Source organism: Lonepinella sp. BR2271 (assembly GCF_051851515.1).
GTDB lineage: Bacteria > Pseudomonadota > Gammaproteobacteria > Enterobacterales > Pasteurellaceae > Lonepinella.
In genome coordinates, this window is sequence record NZ_JBPDVF010000002.1 from 119,910 (window position 1) to 139,910 (window position 20,001).

The following is a 20,001-nucleotide window of genomic DNA, read 5'->3' on the forward strand; positions in this document are numbered from 1 at the left end:
GTTGTACAAATGCAAAGCGACATCGATTTAGATTGACGTCGCTTTATTCTTACCCTTGCGTCGCCAAATAAAGTACCGTCGCTGCCACACGAGAATGCACATTGAGCTTACGTAGCAAATTGCGAATATGGACTTTGACCGTTTCTTCCGAAATAAATAATTGCGACGCAATTTGTTTATTGGACAGACCCGTGGCAATCAGACGCAACACGTCCAATTCTCGCTCGGTTAAAGAATGAATAGGATCGGCATCGGCCACATGGCGTTCTCGCAACAGTGCTTGAATACTGTCACTCAACATCACTTCACCGCAAGCCACTTGTTTCAGTTGGGCAAGCAAGGTATCAGGTTCAGTGTCTTTTAACAAATAACCATCCGCCCCCGCATCAATGAGCGCAAACACATCATTTTTGGCATCCGATACTGTTAAAATCACAATGCGGGCATCCACTCCCTCAGCACGCAAGGCCTTTAAGGTATCTAGGCCTGACAACCCTTTCATATTCAAATCTAAGATAATTAAATCTGGCGCCAATTTGAGCGCCAGAGAAATGCCATCATTGCCATTACTGGCCTCGCCAACAACCCTGAAATCATCTTCTAATTCAATCAGTTGTTGAATACCTCGACGCATAAGGGGGTGATCATCAATAATCAGGATCTTAATTTTATCTTTCATTACACACTCTCTATATCTGAATGCTACGCATTATAGAATAAATCGTTATATATTGTCTTAATTAGCGGTGAACCGCAGTAAAAGGCACAATTTTTCGGCCCTCTCGATCAAACACTAATTGATAAAATTGAGGATAATTAAAATCACGTTGAATAATATGATATAAATTGTTGCCCGAGCTATCGGCTTGGTGATAGATATGATTGATTTCTTTTATTTTATCTTCTTTTTCGCCATCACAATGACGATAAATTTCAATGTGATTTTGTTCATCTAAAATGTATACATTAAAGGTGCCGTCCGCATTGTCTTTAAAGAAAAATTGCAAAAATCCCTCACTCGCAAAAGCGTCAATTTCCACTGGATAGCTACGATTATGTTGCTGTGCTGAAAGTTGATGTGGAAAGTGCGGGGCTTTTTCATCAAATTTTGCAGTATGCGCCAGTTCCTCAATATTGGCCACTTGGACATCCGGAATTTCCAGCCAACGTATGCCCCGATTTTCGAAGAAAAACTGCCAGTTTTTACCGGCAATCCGTAACATATTCGGGCTGTTCGCCGAAGAAATGGTGCCGACTTGAATACCAATACATTTATTCACCAAGGTTAACACTAAATCATGTAACGCTCGCTGATAGTTCTCACTGTAACAAAACACCTCAACGGATTTAGGCGAATCTGAACCTCGATGAATTTTATTGGTTAACACTTTTAACGCCAATAAAATGGCATTCTGGCCGTCAAAATGCAACGTCCGAATTTCATTCCAGACATTGCGGTAAATCAGATCGATACTGCCGACCAAACTTTCTTCATTTTGACCAAAACTAAATAAATCCGCTTGTTGAATATTGATCCGAGGTTGCACCAAATTTTGCGTTGGGTCCGAGGCTAAATTGACAAAAACCGCTAAATGCCGAATTTCACAAGGGTGGTGTAATTCTTCATTGGTGGCGGGCGGCACTTGCACAGGGAAGAACTGCGTTAAATCTGCCACAAAGGTTTTGAGCTTGTTTAACGATACCGTCTGGCTAAAAATATGCAACTGAGTTTTCTTGGTTAACAAGCCATTAAAATACGCCCAAGACACCAGTTTATGCAAATTCGGGTTGTATTCCACATGACGATTATAAGAGGCAAGCTCAGAGGCCTCTGGCGCTTGATTGACCACATACCATCCCGCTCGGGTATCGTGCTTGGTGCGTGGCACTTCAATAAACGTCAGATGTTCTTCCGATAAATCATTAGAAATTAAGGGGTTAACCAATGACACTTTGCCTGGTAATTCCTCAAAGGCACTGTATAATTTTCTTGACAGAATACTAATATCCTGCGGCATAATGGTGGCGTCCACATGATTTTTACGGGCAAATTTAATCAGATTACGATAACTCATCATTAACATCTGCACTAAATCATCATAAGATCGTTTGACCATTTTTATTTTCCAAAATGGTCGCTGATTAAGCTCCTCTACGGTATCTTGGCTCCAGCCCCATTGTTTCACCATTTCCGATAATAAACAAAAACGCCACCCCTCGGCTTTGGTGTACCATAAATCTTCCGTCGCCTTAATATAAAAGCAACGACGCACAAAGTTTAACCGTTTAAAATCGCCCAAATAAGTCAAATAACTGGTTACCCGATCTAACATGGCGAGATAAGGATCAAAATGATGATCTTCGGTACGATCCGTTAATAAATGAAACTTGAAATCGGATGAAATTAAATAGGTGTTTGGATATTCCCAAGAATAGGCCTCGAGCAATAAAATCTTGATGGTGGATTTATACGGCGCATCAATACCTTTATAAAGATGCCACAAACTGGCGCCAAAATATTCATTGGCGGAAAATGCCCCAAGGCCACCAAAATCCACCCAATCTTGCGGATCAATCTCTTTATTTAAAATTAATTGTTCAACTTCGGTTTCGTATTCTTTCTCATCTTCCACCAATAAATGCAACCATAATAAGGGTTTACCGGCTAAACGAATCGCAGAACGGTAAAACTCATCAAGTAGCAACATATATTGGGCAGAACCACAATTTTCTGATGTCATGGGATCGGAATAACGAAAACAGCGAAAACGTTCTTGATCCATCAGGAAAAAATTCACATCCACTTCAAATTGTTTCGCCCAATATTGGATAGCCAAAGTTTTTTGAGTTAACAATTCTCGTTCATGTTGATTCAGATCTTCACGATGACAGACCCAAATATCTAGATCAGAAGATGCCGTTTGTGAAATAGAGGCAATGCTCCCCATCACATACACGCCATAAATTGCATCAAAAGTGCGGTGAGAAAATCCATTAATTTGTGAATATGACAACTCTGGCATAACCCGAGTTAAGTATTCTTGCTGATAATCCGATAATTGAAATTGACTAATCCCCGCCGGAGAACCCACGACAAAACCAGGCAAACTGGGGTGGTTAACCTGTAATAATAATGTCACTAGTTTAAAGATATGCTGAAACTCGTTGGAGGCACCCGACAACGCTCGTACCACCCGAAAATGCTCTAGATCAGCCACTTGCTTTTTGGCAAATTCAATATCGTACTTCAAGAAAACACCTAATTTTTTCAATAGGTAACGTTTGTTACTTTATCATTTCGGGGCGGAGAAAGCAAATAATGAGGAGAGAAAGTCGGTGGTCAGAAAAGTGCGGTGGGAAAATGGGGGATTTTTGGAAATAATAAACCATTGGCATTATCTTTCCAAACTTGCCAGATCACCATAAAAACGACGCAACGATTCCAACGGCATTAACGATTGTTCGTGTTCACCTTGCCATAACTTTTCAGCTTTAAAATCAATCTCCTTTAACTTTTGAGCTAAGTTAGAACAATCCTTAAATTGTGTTTTAAATTCCTTTTTACTTTTTGTCTTGAAAATAGCATTGATATTTCGGCAATTTGAGCTTTTAACTAGCTCGTCTTCTAGGTTTAATGTTTGTTGCAAAAGAAAAACAGTCAATTTGTAATCTTTTAGTTGCTGAATATTTTGACAAAAACGCACACTATTTGTCGTGACGTCTGTATCATACACGATATAAATCTCACTAGCCCTTAAGCGAGGGATTAACTTATAAATATCCTGATTCCAACAATTAAACTTCTGCACTTTACCTAATAATTTCAATGTCTTTATCAATTTCTCTTCTGTTTCACCTTCCACAAGAAAAAGTACCGTTTTATTTTGACCTTTCTGTTTCCGCACGGTTTACTCCTTACTTGGAAAAAAGTAATTCATCTATTAAACTGGTGTCAGGAATCGTATAAAAGATGTTATTCTGAATATAATTTAATAGTGAACGATCATTCTTTTTGAATAATGTTTCAGGTTGTACAAATTCAGCGCTATCGTCTTCTTTGCGTACAAACAAGAAACTATGCACTGGCAAGTTCATATCTAAAACATCATAATTATGCGTAGTATAAATAAATTGCGAATAACGTCCCATGGTTTGAATAATCAAATTTACCATTGCTTGTTCTAACTCAGAATGGCTATATGCCATTTTTTCATCCAAGAAATAAGTTGCACAGGTTTGCTTATCAAATTTCTGGTTAAAACTCGCCATTTCTTTAATAAAAGCAAAAAATTCAGCGACCTGAATAGCATCAAAAGTCCCTTTAGATAAACGTTCTTGATTAACAATTTCCCCTGTTTTATTGATAATCACACTATCTTTATTTTTAAAACGAATCACATAGGCTTCTAGTTCATCTTTATCCATTAACTCATTCACTGAACTGATTGATGGATCAAAATTTTTCAAGATATTTTCAAGAATCTCTTTATTTAGATGACTATTTTTTTTAATAGTAATCTCGCTTTTGTCATTATCTTGTGTATTTGAAAACATATAATAAAAGCAAAGATGATCCGAAATAATCGGTTTAATATCTTCGAACAAATAAGGTGCATTCGTATTTTGATGATAAATCGCCCCCTCAATTTTTGTCTCTCCACATTTCTCAACTAAACTCATTAAACGCTTACGAGCTGAGTGGGCTGTATCATTTGGGCGAATAGGTAAAGCTGCATACACAATATGTGGATAATTTTTAATATCTTCCGCAGTCTGTTTAATTTCTAAATAATGAATGGTATTGGTTGCAGGCAATACAAACTCAACTCGGATGATCGCTTCTTTCTCTTTATGATTGATTTTATTTAATAAATTGCTATTTGGGAAAAGGATAAAATGCTGAATATAGCGTAAAATTCTACCTAGTGATGTTTTCCCACTAGCATTTGCACCTGAAACAATACAAACTCGTTTAAAGCGAAAATTGGGGCGTTCTGCTAAATATTCGTCCGCAACACTCGAATTCAGGATCTTGCGTTTGAGCGTAAAATCAATACTTGTATTGTGAAAATTGTATAGATTGTCAATATAAAGATGAGTAAATAGCATAATATATCCATTTTTTGGAAATTAAAACCTATTTAATTGTGCCATAAAGTATGAATAAGTGCAATTTTATTCTTGTTCTGCACAAAAAAGCCCCTAGTTTAAATACTTGGGGCTTTACTATCAATAGTTAATACTTACTCATCATCCATCTGATTCAAGATTTCAGACAAACTGGCTGTTTCGTTAGCGATAAGGTTGTTAAATTCTGTGTCAATTTATCTAATCAAGCCGTAAAACATTGCCCTTTAGGGCGATGATATAAGGCACGATTAGATAAAAAAGGCTCCATTACTCAACAAAGTTCATTTAATCATACTTTCTTCTATCCAACCATTATTCATTAAGTACAATCTCGTTTTATATTCTAAATTAGTATATTTATAATCTTTAGCCCAATCAGCTAAATCAGTATATCCCAATTCATAAACAACATTAACAAAACTCTGCCCTTCTCTAGTTGTTAAAACTGGACTTGATTGTACAATACGATTTACTTTACTTTTTCCTGAACAAAATCCATAGGTTTTATATAGAGCAGGAGCTTTAATAAGATACGCTTTTCCTTTTTCAGTAACAATATCAAAAATAGATAATTCTATATTTTCAATAACACGCTCTGAATAATCAATCATAAAATCCCCTGTTTCTCTATTTGTGATAACAAAACTATGTACTAATTGATTAATTGGCATTTCCTTTTCAACCAAGCAAACAAAGGACCAATTTCCTTCCGAAATTTCGGTAATAATTAATCCTTTTTTTGTCAATCTTTCAGCAACATCATCAATATTATCACCAGGTACAAAAAAATGTTCTATCTGGTTTCCTTGTATTTGTACCTCTACCGAAAACATCTTTACCATATTAGTTTTCATATTATCTTCCCTAAAAAATAAGAATGAGAGTTTTTAAATAATTTTATCTCTATAAATCTTTGTTAGTTATGTCAATAACTAACAAAGAGAGTATACTCTCTTGCAAAAATCATGATTTTTCCACCGCACTTTTTCCCAATAAAAAAGCCCTAAATATCACTATTCAGGGCTTTTAGCCGTTAATTAACTATTGATGACTAACTACTCATCATCCACCATATTCAACATTTCTGTCAAACTAGCAGTTGGGTCATCCGCAACCATATTGTTGAATTCCGCTTCAATCTCTGCTTCATCTGCAGCAGAGAATTTAACCACAGGTTCTTCAATTTGAATGCCTGCATGGCGGTTTTTCACGCGGTTTTGGTGATACGCAAAACCCGTACCGGCTGGGATTAAGCGACCGACAATCACGTTCTCTTTCAAGCCACGTAATTCATCACGTTTACCAGCAACTGCCGCTTCCGTTAACACACGAGTGGTTTCTTGGAACGACGCTGCGGAGATGAAAGATTCCGTTGCCAATGAGGCTTTAGTGATACCCAACAATTCACGTTGGTATTCCACTAACGGTTTGCCCTCTTCTTCACGTTTGCGGTTCACGATCTTAATGCGTGCCACTTCCACTTGCTCGCCCTCTAAGAATTCAGAATCATAGGCTTTGGTGATAATGGCTTTACGCAACATTTGACGAACGATGACTTCAATGTGCTTGTCGTTGATTTTTACCCCTTGTAAGCGGTAAACTTCTTGCACTTCGTTGACGATATATTCCGTCACGGCGTGAACACCACGCAAGCGTAAAATATCGTGTGGGGTTTCGGCACCGTCCGAAATTAAATCGCCACGTTCCACCATTTCGCCCTCAAATACGTTGAGTTGACGCCATTTTGGAATCATTTCTTCGTACGCATCGGAGCCATCTGTTGGGGTAATCAATAAGCGGCGTTTGCCTTTGGTTTCTTTACCGAATGACACAATACCTGAAATTTCAGCTAAAATCGCTGGCTCTTTCGGTTTGCGCGCTTCAAATAAGTCGGCTACCCGTGGAAGACCACCGGTAATATCTTTGGTTCCCACCGATTCTTGTGGAATACGAGCTAATGGATCACCGATATTGATTTCTGCACCGTCATCCAGCGTCACAATCGCTTTACCTGGTAAGAAGTATTGTGCCGCTACGTCTGTGCCTGCAATTAAAATATCGTTACCTTTGGCATCCACTAATTTAATCGCTGGACGTAAGTCTTTACCTGCGGTGGCACGTTCACCCACATCTTGCACTAAGATAGAAGATAAACCCGTCAATTCATCGGTTTGACGGCTTACGGTTAAGCCATCAATAATATCCACGAATTTCACGAAACCTGCTACTTCCGAGATGATCGGCATAGTATGCGGATCCCAGTTGGCAATGGTTTCGCCTGCTTCGACATCGCTGCCGTCTGCTTTGTTTAAAATGGTACCATAAGGCAATTTATAATGCTCTTTGGTACGACCGAATGCGTCAATCACGGTTAATTCGGTGTTACGAGAAGTTAAGACTAATTTACCCTCGTTGTTATTGACGAATTTCACGTTGGCTAAACGAATCGTCCCGTTGTTTTTCACTTGAACGCTAGACTCTTTGGCTGCTGCAGATGCCGCACCACCGATATGGAACGTACGCATCGTCAACTGTGTACCTGGCTCACCGATAGATTGGGCAGCGATAACACCCACTGCTTCACCTTGGTTAATCAAGTGACCACGTGCCAAGTCACGTCCGTAACATTTGGCACACACACCAAAGTCGGTGTTACAGGTTACCACAGAACGCACTTTCACGGTATCTACGGAGTTTTCGTCTAATACATTACAGAGTTTTTCGTCTAATAAGGTATTACGAGCGATTAACACTTCGTCTGTACCTGGTTTTAACACATCTTCGGCAGCCACACGACCTAACACTAATTCACGCAATGGCACTTTTTCATCACCACCTTCAATTAATGGTGCCATTACGATACCCTCGTGGGTACCACAGTCATCTTCAGTGATCACTAAGTCTTGTGCCACGTCAACTAAACGACGAGTCAAATAACCTGAGTTCGCTGTTTTTAATGCGGTATCCGCCAAACCTTTACGTGCACCGTGGGTAGAAATAAAGTATTGTAATACGTTCAAACCCTCACGGAAGTTTGCGGTAATCGGGGTTTCAATAATTGAACCGTCTGGACGTGCCATCAAACCACGCATACCGGCTAACTGACGAATCTGAGCCGCAGAACCACGTGCCCCAGAGTCAGCCATCATAAAGATGCTGTTGAAAGACGCTTGTTTTTCTGGATTGCCGTCACGGTTGATCACTTCTTCCGTGGACAAGTTTTCCATCATCACTTTCGCCACACGTTCGTTAGCTGCCGCCCAAATATCGATCACTTTATTATAACGTTCGCCAGCAGTCACAAGACCGGATTGGAATTGCTCTTGAATTTCTGCTACTTCATCTTCTGCTGCCGAAATAATTTCGTATTTCTTCTCTGGGATCACCATATCATCGATACCGACAGATGAACCAGAACGAGCAGCGTAAGCAAAGCCTGTGTACATAATATGGTCAGCGAATAACACGCTTGGTTTCATACCCAAACGGCGATAGCTTTCGTTGATCAATTTTGAAATGGCTTTTTTACCTAAGGTTTGGTTAAACAAGCTAAATGGCATTCCTTTTGGTGCGATCATCCATAAAATGGCACGACCAATGGTGGTATCCACTAAGTTGGTTTGTGGTTCAAATTCACCATCCGCATTTTTGCTGTATTCGGTGATACGCACTTTGACACGAGAATGTAATTCCGCCTGTCCTGTACGGTAGGCTTTTTCCGCTTCTCTCGGGTCTTGCAACAACATACCCTCGCCTTTGCCGTTGACTTTATCACGGGTCATATAGTACAGACCCAATACCACGTCTTGTGATGGCACGATAATCGGATCACCACTGGCAGGGGATAAAATGTTGTTGGTTGACATCATTAACGCACGAGCTTCTAATTGTGCTTCGAGTGTCAATGGTACGTGTACCGCCATTTGGTCACCATCGAAGTCCGCATTGAATGCCGCACACACTAATGGGTGCAACTGAATCGCTTTCCCCTCAATTAATAACGGTTCAAAGGCTTGAATACCCAAACGGTGCAAGGTTGGTGCACGGTTTAATAAGATTGGGTGTTCGCGAATCACGTCCGCTAAAATATCCCATACGATCGCATCTTCACGCTCCACCATTTTTTTGGCAGCTTTAATGGTTGATGCGTAACCACGGCTTTCTAATTTAGCGTAAATAAATGGACGGAATAATTCCAACGCCATTTTTTTCGGTAAACCACATTGATGTAGGTGTAAGTATGGACCTACGGTGATAACTGAACGACCTGAATAGTCAACACGTTTACCTAATAAGTTTTGACGGAAACGACCTTGTTTACCTTTGATCATATCTGCCAACGATTTCAATGGACGGCGGTTTGAACCGGTGATCGCACGACCACGGCGACCGTTATCTAATAAGGCATCGACCGATTCTTGTAACATCCGTTTTTCGTTACGCACAATAATATCTGGTGCGATTAAATCTAATAAACGTTTTAAACGGTTGTTACGGTTGATCACACGACGATAGAGATCGTTCAAGTCAGAGGTCGCAAAACGACCACCGTCTAACGGCACTAATGGGCGTAAATCAGGTGGTAACACTGGCAATACGGTCATCACCATCCATTCTGGTTTGTTGCCAGACTGAATAAAGGCCTCGATTAATTTCAAGCGTTTAGTGATTTTTTTGCGTTTGGTTTCAGAATTGGTTTCTTGCAATTCTTCACGCAACACTTCACATTCATGTGGAAGATCCATTTCACGCAAAATCGCTTGAATGGCCTCTGCCCCCATTTTCGCTTCAAATTCATCTTGGAAACGATCTTCGGCCTCTAAATATTGCTCTTCGGTGAGTAATTGACCTTTTTCAAGATCCGTCATCCCCGGTTCGATCACAATGTAGCTTTCGAAATAAAGCACTCGTTCAATATCACGCAATGGCATATCTAATAATAAACCAATGCGAGACGGTAATGATTTTAAGAACCAAATATGTGCCACAGGTGAGGCTAACTCAATGTGTCCCATGCGTTCACGGCGAACTTTGGTTTGGGTCACTTCGACGCCACATTTTTCACAGATCACGCCACGGTGTTTTAAGCGTTTATATTTACCACATAAACATTCGTAATCTTTCACTGGCCCGAAAATTCTGGCACAGAAAAGACCGTCACGTTCTGGTTTGAATGTACGGTAGTTAATGGTTTCTGGTTTTTTCACTTCACCAAATGACCAAGAACGGATCATATCAGGGGAAGCTAGACCGATTTTAATCACATCAAAATCTTCTGCAGTTTTTGATTGTGCTTTTAAAAATTTAACTAAATCTTTCACAGATTTTGCTCCTATCGGAGTTAAACGTATTCAAAGTGCGGTGTAAAAAATTAGATTTTTTTAACCGCACTTTAGCGGATAATTTGCCTGTCGGCTTACTCTTCGTCTAAATCAATGTTAAGACCAAGCGAGCGAATTTCTTTCATAATAACGTTGAAAGATTCTGGTGTGCCTGGTTCCATATAATGTGTGCCGCCGACGATGTTTTTATACATCTTCGTACGACCGTTCACATCATCGGATTTCACTGTCAACATTTCTTGTAAGGTGTAAGCAGCACCGTAGGCTTCTAATGCCCAGACCTCCATTTCACCGAAACGCTGACCACCGAATTGAGCTTTACCACCCAACGGTTGTTGTGTAACAAGACTATAAGAACCGGTTGAACGAGCGTGCATTTTGTCGTCAACTAAGTGGTTCAATTTGAGCATATACATGTAACCCACGGTGACAGGACGTTCAAATTTTTCCCCAGTACGACCATCGTATAAGGTAATTTGACCTGAAGTCGGCAAGCCACCTAATTGTAGTAACTCTTTGATTTCACGCTCTTCCGCACCGTCAAATACTGGTGTGGCCAATGGCATACCTTTACGTAAGTTTTCCGCTAAACGTAACACTTCTTCATCAGTAAAGGTGGTTAAATCCACTTGTTGTGAACCACCGCCAAGATCGTAGGCTTTTTGGATATAGCCACGCAATTTTTCCACGTCTTGTTTTTGTTTCAACATGGCATTGATTTGGTCACCAATCCCTTTGGCCGCTAAACCTAAGTGAGTTTCCAAAATCTGACCGATGTTCATACGAGATGGTACGCCCAATGGGTTCAACACGATTTCCACAGGTTGACCGTTTTCATCGTACGGCATATCTTCCACAGGGTTAATTTTTGAGATGACCCCTTTGTTACCGTGACGACCCGCCATTTTATCACCTGGTTGGATATGGCGTTTCACCGCGAGATAGACTTTCACTACTTTTAACACGCCTGGGGCTAAATCATCACCTTGAATGATTTTGCCACGTTTCACTTCAAGTTTGTGTTCAAAGTCTTTGCGTAATTCTTCATATTGTTCGGCAAGTTGTTCTAATTGGTTTTGTTTCGCTTCATCGCTCAAGGTTTGTTCTAACCATTTTGCACGATCCATTTTATCCAATTCTTTTTCGCTTACGCCACCGTCAATTAATAGGTTACGCACACGAGAGAACAAGCCTGCTTCTAAAATTTCCAACTCTTCCACAAGGTCTTTTTTCGCTTGTTTGAGTTGCATTTCTTCGATTTCTAAGGCACGTTTGTCTTTCTCTACGCCATCACGAGTAAAGACTTGTACATCAATAATCGTACCTGATGTGCCATTTGGTACACGAAGTGAGCTGTCTTTCACATCAGAGGCTTTTTCACCGAAAATCGCACGCAATAATTTTTCTTCTGGGGTTAATTGAGTTTCACCTTTTGGTGTCACTTTACCGACCAGAATATCGCCGCCTTTCACTTCCGCACCGACATACACAATACCTGATTCATCCAGTTTGCTTAACGCCGCTTCACCCACATTTGGAATATCAGCAGTGATTTCTTCCGAACCGAGTTTGGTATCACGTGCCACACAAGATAATTCTTGAATGTGAATGGTGGTAAAACGATCTTGTTGCACCACACGCTCAGACACTAACATTGAGTCTTCAAAGTTATAACCGTTCCAAGGCATAAATGCCACACGGATATTTTGACCTAATGCCAATTCACCTAAGTCGGTTGATGGACCATCGGCAAGAATTTCACCACGACCGACTGGTTCGCCCAAGTTCACACAAGGAATTTGGTTGATACAGGTATTTTGGTTAGAGCGGGTGTATTTAATTAAGTTATAAATATCAATCCCTGCTTCACCTGGAATGGTTTCATCTTCGTTGACTTTCACCACGATACGAGAGGCGTCCACATATTGGATTGTCCCACCACGTTTTGCTACCACAGCCACACCGGAGTCAAGGGCGATTGGTTTTTCCATTCCTGTACCGACTAATGGTTTATCGGAGCGTAACGTTGGAACGGCTTGACGTTGCATGTTCGCACCCATTAAGGCACGGTTCGCATCGTCGTGTTCCAAGAATGGAATTAACGCTGCTGCCACCGACACCACTTGTTGGGTGGAAACGTCCATATAATGAATATCTTCTGGGCGATATAACCCTGATTCACCGTGTTCACCACGAGCGGTGACGAACGCATCAGTAAAGCGGAAATTTTCATCCAAGTTAGAGTTCGCCTGTGCGATCACATATTTACCTTCTTCAATGGCAGATAAATATTCAATTTCTTCGGTCACTTGACCATCGACCACTTTACGATATGGGGTTTCTAAGAAACCGTAGTCGTTAGTACGAGCATATACGGAAAGCGAGTTAATCAAGCCGATATTCGGACCTTCAGGGGTTTCGATTGGACACACACGACCATAGTGGGTGGTATGTACGTCACGCACTTCAAAGCCTGCACGTTCACGGGTTAAACCACCTGGTCCTAAGGCAGAAATACGGCGTTTATGGGTCACTTCCGACAATGGGTTGTTTTGATCCATAAATTGCGATAATTGTGATGAACCAAAGAATTCTTTCACGGCGGCGGAAATTGGTTTGGCATTAATTAAATCTTGTGGTGTTACCGCATCTAAATCGCCTAAAGATAAACGCTCACGTACCGCACGTTCCACACGCACTAAACCAATACGGAATTGGTTTTCTGCCATTTCACCTACAGAACGAATACGACGGTTACCCAAGTGGTCAATATCATCCACTTCGCCACGACCGTTACGAATGTCGATGAGTTTTTTCATCACATTCACGATGTCTTCTTTGCTTAATACGCCGCTGCCGTGTTCTTCTTCAATGCCTAAAGAACGGTTGAATTTCATCCGACCCACAGCCGATAAGTCATAACGATCTTGTGAGAAGAACAAGTTATCAAATAAACCTTCTGCCGCTTCTTTTGTTGGTGGCTCACCCGGACGCATCATGCGATAGATTTCCACTAACGCACTTAAACGATCATAAGACGGATCCACTCGTAAGGTTTCAGAAATATAAGGGCCGAAATCTAAATCGTTGGTAAACAACGTTTCAATGTCGTGATAGCCTGCTTGAGCTAATTTTGCTAATAGCTCTAAAGACAATTCCATATTAGCAGGACAAATAATTTCGCCACTTTCTAAATCCACATAATCTTTGGCAGCGACTTTACCGATAATATATTCAGTTGGCACTTCCACTTTATCAATGTTATCTTTTTCTAAGGCACGAATATGACGAGCCGTAATGCGACGACCACGTTCTACATACACTTTACCATTGGCTTCAATATCAAAGCTGGCGGTTTCACCACGCAAACGCTCTGGCACTAAGGCCATGAATAATTTATTGTCTTGAATTTCAAATTGCACTTTTTCGAAGAATAAATCCAAAATTTCTTCGGTTGTGTAGTTTAACGCACGTAAAATAATGGTCGCTGGTAATTTACGGCGACGGTCAATACGAGCGAATAAGTTATCTTTCGGATCGAATTCAAAGTCTAACCAAGAACCACGGTAAGGAATAATACGTGCGTTATACAGCACTTTACCTGATGAGTGGGTTTTACCTTTGTCAGAATCAAAGAATACACCTGGACTGCGGTGTAATTGTGACACGATAACACGTTCTGTCCCGTTGATCACAAAGGTACCATTTTCCGTCATCAATGGGATTTCACCCATGTAAACATCTTGTTCTTTAATATCTTTGATGGTACCCGGTGCGGCATCACGGTCATAGCTGATTAAACGCAATTTAACACGTAATGGTGCGGAGAATGTGGTACCACGAATTTGACATTCACGTACGTCAAATACCGGTTCGCCTAGTTTATAGCTCACATATTGTAATTCTGTGGCACCGTTGTTGCTCACAATCGGGAATACAGAACGAAATGCGGCTTCTAAGCCTTGTTGTCCCTCTGGATCGCTTTGGATAAATTTATCAAAAGAATCTAATTGGATAGTTAATAAATAAGGTACATTTAAAACTTGCGGACGTTTGCCGAAGTTTTTACGAATACGTTTTTTCTCGGTATAGGAGTAAACCATTGGGGTTCCTCTGTAATTTTTTAGTGTGACCGAATTGCAACAGTTTAAAAGTGCGGTGAAAAAATAAAAATTTTTACCGACCTGTTACAATGAGTTGAATCCGTTTGTTAGATACCGCACTCTGAACCTTACTTCTGATGAGCGGATTGTCATTAAGCTAACAGCTTGATTTAACTTAATTTATCGACAATGAAACGGTGGTTTTATTTATGCTATCTTGATAGCACAAAATGGCTGACGGAATACCGTCAGCCACTTTCCCAGAAAATCTGGTTTCCGAAGTGGAAAAAGTGTCAATCAAAATTATTTGATATCGACTTTTGCACCCGCTTCTTCTAATTCTTTTTTCAATGCTTCAGCTTCTGCTTTAGAGATGCCTTCTTTTAAGTTAGCTGGTGCAGATTCAACTAAGTCTTTCGCTTCTTTCAAGCCTAAACCTGTTGCACCACGTACTGCTTTGATCACAGCAACTTTGTTTGCACCCACTTCAGCAAGAACTACGTCGAATTCTGTTTTTTCTTCTGCTGCTGCACCTGCTGCACCTGCGGCTGGAGCGGCTGCAGCTACTGCTGCTGAAACACCGAATTTTTCTTCCATCGCTGCGATTAATTCAACGATTTCTGATACTGATTTTGAAGCAATCGCTTCGATTAGTTGTTCGTTAGTTAATGACATAACAATCAATTCCTAAAGTAAATAAGTTGATAAACGATTTAAGAAGTGCTTTTAAAATTAAGCGGCTTCTTGTAATTTGTCGCGTAATGCTGCAAAAGTGCGAACAAGTTTGCCTGCCGCAGCTTCTTTCATTGTACCCATTAAACGTGCAATCGCTTCTTCGTAAGTTGGTAATGTTGCCAAGAAATTAACATCTTGGATTTTACCTTCAAAGGCGGCACCTTTAACTTCAAACTCTTTGTTTGCTTTCGCAAATTCAGCAAATAAACGTGCTGCTGCACCTGGATGCTCATTTGAAAATGCAATCAGAGTTGGACCAGTAAACGCATCTTTTAAACATTCGAATTCTGTCCCTTCAACGGCACGGCGTAATAAAGTATTACGAACCACACGCATTGAAACGCCAGCTTCACGAGCTGTTTTACGTAACTCAGTCATTTTATCCACAGTCACACCACGGCTGTCCGCGATCACTGCTGATAGGGCACCTTTGGCTGCTTCATTTACTTCAGCAACAATTGCTTGTTTGTCTTGAAGATTTAATGCCATTGGCTTTTAGCTCCTGAATACACTCCGATTTCTCGGAATTAAACTCCCTAATAAACTATTTCAATATAGCCACTAGGACGACTTCGGTGTACAGAAGCAGAAAATTCTTTTTCTGTTCACCATCTACGTTGGATATTAAGGTGACCAATTTTACGCCACCACCGACGGTCTTGGATGGGGCTTGAATAGGCAAGCACCATCAATTATTTTGCTATAAATAGCAAAATTAGGTCGGTTATTATAGACGACTTTTTCCTATTGGTAAAGCCATTTCTATAAAAAAGTGCGGTAAAAAAACCGCACTTTTCTAAACCAAATAATCAATTAAAGTGAAGACTGATCAACAGCTACACCTGCACCCATCGTGGTAGACAGGCTGACTTTCTTGATAAAGATACCTTTTGCACTGGTTGGTTTTGCTTTCGTTAAAGCCGCCAACAAGGCTTGTAGATTTTCTTTTAATTGTTCTGGCGCAAAGTCTGCTTTACCGATAGTAGAATGGATAATACCATTTTTATCATTACGGTAACGAACCTGACCAGATTTCGCATTTTTCACTGCTTCAGCAACGTTTGGTGTCACAGTACCCACTTTCGGGTTTGGCATTAAGCCACGTGGACCTAATACTTGACCTAATTGACCCACAACACGCATTGCATCTGGCGATGCGATAACCACGTCGAAGTTCATTTCGCCTTTTTTCACTTGCTCAGCAAGATCTTCCATGCCGACTAAGTCTGCACCAGCGGCTTTCGCTGCGTCTGCATTAGCACCTTGGGTAAATACAGCAACACGTACTTCACGACCTGTACCATGTGGTAACACAGTAGCACCACGTACGTTTTGGTCTGATTTACGTGGATCGATACCAAGATTTACTGCCACATCAACGCTTTCTTTGAATTTAGCGGTTGCAAATTGTTTTAACACTGCAATGGCTTCGTTGATTTCATACGCTTTAGTAGAATCTACGCCAGCTTTGATTGCTTTCATTTTTTTAGTCAATTTAGCCATCGTATTATTCCTCCACCACTAAGCCCATTGAACGAGCAGTACCAGCGATTGATTTCATTTTCGTTTCAATAGTTGCACCCGTCATATCTGCTGCTTTGGTTTCAGCGATTTGACGAACTTGTTCTAAAGTGACTTTACCCACTTTATCTTTGTTCGGTTTACCTGAACCAGATTTGATACCCGCTGCTTTTTTCAATAAAACGGCTGCTGGTGGGGTTTTAGTAATGAACGTGAATGAACGGTCTGCATATACCGTGATAACCACTGGAATTGGTAAACCTTTTTCTAAGCTCTCAGTACGAGCGTTGAATGCTTTACAGAATTCCATGATGTTCACACCTTGTTGACCTAATGCAGGACCAACTGGTGGTGATGGGTTAGCCATACCCGCTGCAACTTGCAACTTAACGTATGCTTGGACTTTTTTTGCCATTTTTAAGTTTCCTTATATTTGGGTGATAACGCCGCCAGACTTTACTTAAGCAGCTCCCCTGTTTATTTCCTTGCGAATGCAAGATTTCTATTTACCCCCACACAAGGCGAGGACGTTAAAAGGGCTGTATTTTAATCAAATTTTAGGGCGTATGCAATACGCCCCGACTATTTTTTATCAAATACAATCCATTAATGGGCTTTTTCTACTTGGCCAAATTCCAACTCAACTGGTGTTGCACGACCAAAGATAGAAACAGAGACTTTTACCCGACCTTTTTCGTAATCCACTTCTTCCACGGTACCATTAAAGTCAGCAAAAGGTCCTTCGGTAACACGGACTTCTTCGCCTGGCATAAAGGTATTTTTCGGACGTGGTTTATCGGCATTTTGTTCCACACGATTTAAAATTAAATCCGCTTCACGTTGACTAATTGGTAACGGTTTATCGGCAGTTCCACCAATAAAGCCTAATACTCTCGGCACGCTACGTACCAACTGCCAAGTATAATCATTCATTTCCATTTGGACGAGCACGTAGCCTGGGAAAAATTTACGTTCGCTTTTACGGCGTTTACCCGCCACGTTTTCAATCACTTCTTCGGTCGGCACCAGCACTTCACCAAACTGATCTTCCATGTGGTTTAATTTAATATATTCACGTAATGTTGTCGCTACTCGCCCCTCAAAACCAGAGAAAGCCTGTAATACATACCAACGTTTTTTTGCTGTTGTTGTTTCTGTCATAGGATTAGAATCTCAAATTGGTTAAGAAATCAAGGACGCTAATAATAATGCTGTCAAACGCCCATAAAATTAAGGAAACTGCCACGGTTACACCGGCCACAATCAATGTAGTTTGTGTGGCTTCTGAACGAGTTGGCCACACCACTCGACGCATTTCGACACGAGCGTCACTAAAGAAAGAAAGTGCTTTCGCCCCTTGATTCGTGATCGCTGCCAAGCCTAAAGCAATGGCAATTAACACCACAATACCCACTACTCGAACAGCCGTTGAATATTGATCGACAAAATAAACATTCCCCACCGCTGCAACAATAATCACAACGATAGCTAATAACCACAATAAACGGTTTAAACCAACGGATTTTTGCCCTGCTGTTTGCTCAGGTGCATTTTTCTTTTTCTCAGTGACAAGAGCCATAAATTAACCTATCAATAAAATTATAAAATTCGGGACATTTTTAAGAACGTGGGATTGTAGCACTTTCTTTGACATTTTCATATCAAATTTTTAATTGTCCCGAATTTTTCTGTATTTTGCACCGCAGTTGTGTTAAGCCGGAATGTTCGCTAACACCGCTGTTAACACTTTCCAATAAGTTTGCACTGCTGGAATATGCACTTTCTCATCTGGCGAGTGAGCATTACGAATCGTCGGTCCAAAAGACACAATTTCCATATGCGGATACACTTGTTTAATCAAACCACATTCTAATCCGGCATGAATTACTTTGATTTCCGCAGGATGTCCTAGCACGTCGGCATAATGTTTTTCGGTTAAACGCAAAATATCGGTATCAGGGTGCGGTTGCCAACCGGGATAATTGCCTGAGAATTTCACGCTCGCACCACATAATGCGGTGATCGAATGCAATAAATTTTCACTGTATTGTTTACCACTTTCTACCAAAGAACGCATTAATACCAAACCAGTGACCGCTTGTTCTTCGGTGGTTAACACGCCAATACTGCTTGAGGTTTCCACCACGCCTGCCACCACATCACTGTGACGAATCACACCATTAGGCAACGCATTTAATAAGTGCACAGCGTTATGAGTGGATAGCTGATTAAAGGCTGTTTTTTCGTTCTCCACCGCTTGTAAACTGATGACTGCATTCGGTTCCGCAATCGCCAATTCCTGTTGTAAAAAATCTTGGAAATTTTGCACCGCAGTTTGTAGTGCCGTTTCATCATTCAGACACAAGGTCGCACTGGCCTCACGTGGAATTGCATTACGCACCGAACCACCACGGATTTCCGCTAAAGCAAAGGAAAAGGCTTGTGTTTGTTGTACATTGGCTAAAAAACGAGCCAATAATTTAATCGCATTAACACGGTTGGTATGAATATCACAACCTGAATGACCACCACGTAACCCTTTTAATAACACTCGATAGGTTTTAGTAAACGGATTTTGCTCACGTTCAACAGGTAAGGTGATTTTGGCATCTTCACCACCAGCACAACCAATATAAATCTCGCCCACTTCTTCCGTGTCGGTATTAATCATCAAACTGGATTGCAACCAGTTGGCTTTTAAATGATGTGCCCCATCCATACCGGCCTCTTCGGTCATGGTGCATAATACTTCTAATTCAGAGTGAGCCACATCTTCACTGTCTAACACCGCCAACGCAGAGGCTAAGCCAATACCATTATCTGCCCCCAAGGTTGTCCCTGTGGCCGTCACCCATTCGCCATCAATATAAGGTAAAATTGGATCGGTTAAGAAATCATGAGTCGTCCCCTCATTGGCTTGTGGCACCATATCTAAGTGTGCTTGCAACGCCACTTTTTGACGATTTTCCATGCCTTTGCTAGCCGGTTTACGAATTAAAATATTGCCAATCTGATCACGCTCAACAAATAACCCTTTTTCTTTCGCCCAATTTACAATAAATTCTGCCACTTTTTCTTCATGATGTGACGGACGTGGGATCGCACACAAGCGATCAAACCATTGCCATAATAACGTTGGTTGTAATGTTTGAATCTCTGACATAATAAAT

14 protein-coding genes are annotated in these 20,001 nt (G+C 40.8%); all 14 read right to left on the bottom strand.

Annotated features, from left to right (window positions below):
- Positions 1-49: 49 nt before the first annotated feature.
- Positions 50-679, bottom strand: a complete 630-nt coding sequence (narL, locus tag ACTG7X_RS02575) for a two-component system response regulator NarL (protein ID WP_439240060.1) — start codon at positions 677-679, stop codon at positions 50-52.
- 61 nt (positions 680-740) lie between these two features.
- Positions 741-3,251 (bottom strand): class I adenylate cyclase, encoded by a 2,511-nt coding sequence (locus ACTG7X_RS02580; protein WP_439256975.1) that lies wholly within the window; start codon positions 3,249-3,251, stop codon positions 741-743.
- A 144-nt stretch (positions 3,252-3,395) separates the two neighbouring features.
- Positions 3,396-3,905: a hypothetical protein gene (locus ACTG7X_RS02585; protein WP_439256976.1), complete on the bottom strand. Its 510-nt coding sequence runs from the start codon at positions 3,903-3,905 to the stop codon at positions 3,396-3,398.
- 10 nt (positions 3,906-3,915) lie between these two features.
- Positions 3,916-5,109: a hypothetical protein gene (locus ACTG7X_RS02590; RefSeq protein WP_439256977.1), complete on the bottom strand. Its 1,194-nt coding sequence runs from the start codon at positions 5,107-5,109 to the stop codon at positions 3,916-3,918.
- A gap of 302 nt (positions 5,110-5,411) precedes the next feature.
- Positions 5,412-5,984 carry a hypothetical protein gene (locus tag ACTG7X_RS02595; RefSeq protein ID WP_439256978.1) on the bottom strand — a complete coding sequence of 191 codons (573 nt, stop codon included), beginning with the start codon at positions 5,982-5,984 and terminating at the stop codon, positions 5,412-5,414.
- Between the two features lie 201 nt (positions 5,985-6,185).
- Positions 6,186-10,451, bottom strand: coding sequence for a DNA-directed RNA polymerase subunit beta' (rpoC, locus tag ACTG7X_RS02600; protein WP_439256979.1), 4,266 nt, complete (start codon positions 10,449-10,451; stop codon positions 6,186-6,188).
- A gap of 95 nt (positions 10,452-10,546) precedes the next feature.
- Positions 10,547-14,575, bottom strand: a complete 4,029-nt coding sequence (rpoB, locus tag ACTG7X_RS02605) for a DNA-directed RNA polymerase subunit beta (protein ID WP_439256980.1) — start codon at positions 14,573-14,575, stop codon at positions 10,547-10,549.
- A gap of 303 nt (positions 14,576-14,878) precedes the next feature.
- Complete coding sequence (gene rplL / locus ACTG7X_RS02610; protein WP_439240014.1) at positions 14,879-15,250, bottom strand: 50S ribosomal protein L7/L12; 372 nt, start codon at positions 15,248-15,250, stop codon at positions 14,879-14,881.
- A 57-nt stretch (positions 15,251-15,307) separates the two neighbouring features.
- Positions 15,308-15,799: a 50S ribosomal protein L10 gene (gene rplJ / locus ACTG7X_RS02615; protein ID WP_386689169.1), complete on the bottom strand. Its 492-nt coding sequence runs from the start codon at positions 15,797-15,799 to the stop codon at positions 15,308-15,310.
- 324 nt (positions 15,800-16,123) lie between these two features.
- Positions 16,124-16,813, bottom strand: a complete 690-nt coding sequence (gene rplA / locus ACTG7X_RS02620) for a 50S ribosomal protein L1 (protein WP_439240016.1) — start codon at positions 16,811-16,813, stop codon at positions 16,124-16,126.
- Positions 16,814-16,817: 4 nt separating this feature from the next.
- Positions 16,818-17,246 (bottom strand): 50S ribosomal protein L11, encoded by a 429-nt coding sequence (rplK, locus tag ACTG7X_RS02625; protein WP_132302850.1) that lies wholly within the window; start codon positions 17,244-17,246, stop codon positions 16,818-16,820.
- A gap of 191 nt (positions 17,247-17,437) precedes the next feature.
- Complete coding sequence (gene nusG / locus ACTG7X_RS02630; RefSeq protein WP_439240018.1) at positions 17,438-17,992, bottom strand: transcription termination/antitermination protein NusG; 555 nt, start codon at positions 17,990-17,992, stop codon at positions 17,438-17,440.
- Between the two features lie 4 nt (positions 17,993-17,996).
- Positions 17,997-18,410 carry a preprotein translocase subunit SecE gene (gene secE, locus ACTG7X_RS02635; RefSeq protein WP_439240020.1) on the bottom strand — a complete coding sequence of 138 codons (414 nt, stop codon included), beginning with the start codon at positions 18,408-18,410 and terminating at the stop codon, positions 17,997-17,999.
- Positions 18,411-18,542: 132 nt separating this feature from the next.
- The gene (locus ACTG7X_RS02640; protein WP_439256981.1) at positions 18,543-19,994 is read right to left on the bottom strand and encodes an aminoacyl-histidine dipeptidase; all 1,452 of its coding nucleotides are present in this window, start codon (positions 19,992-19,994) and stop codon (positions 18,543-18,545) included.
- Positions 19,995-20,001 lie beyond the last annotated feature (7 nt).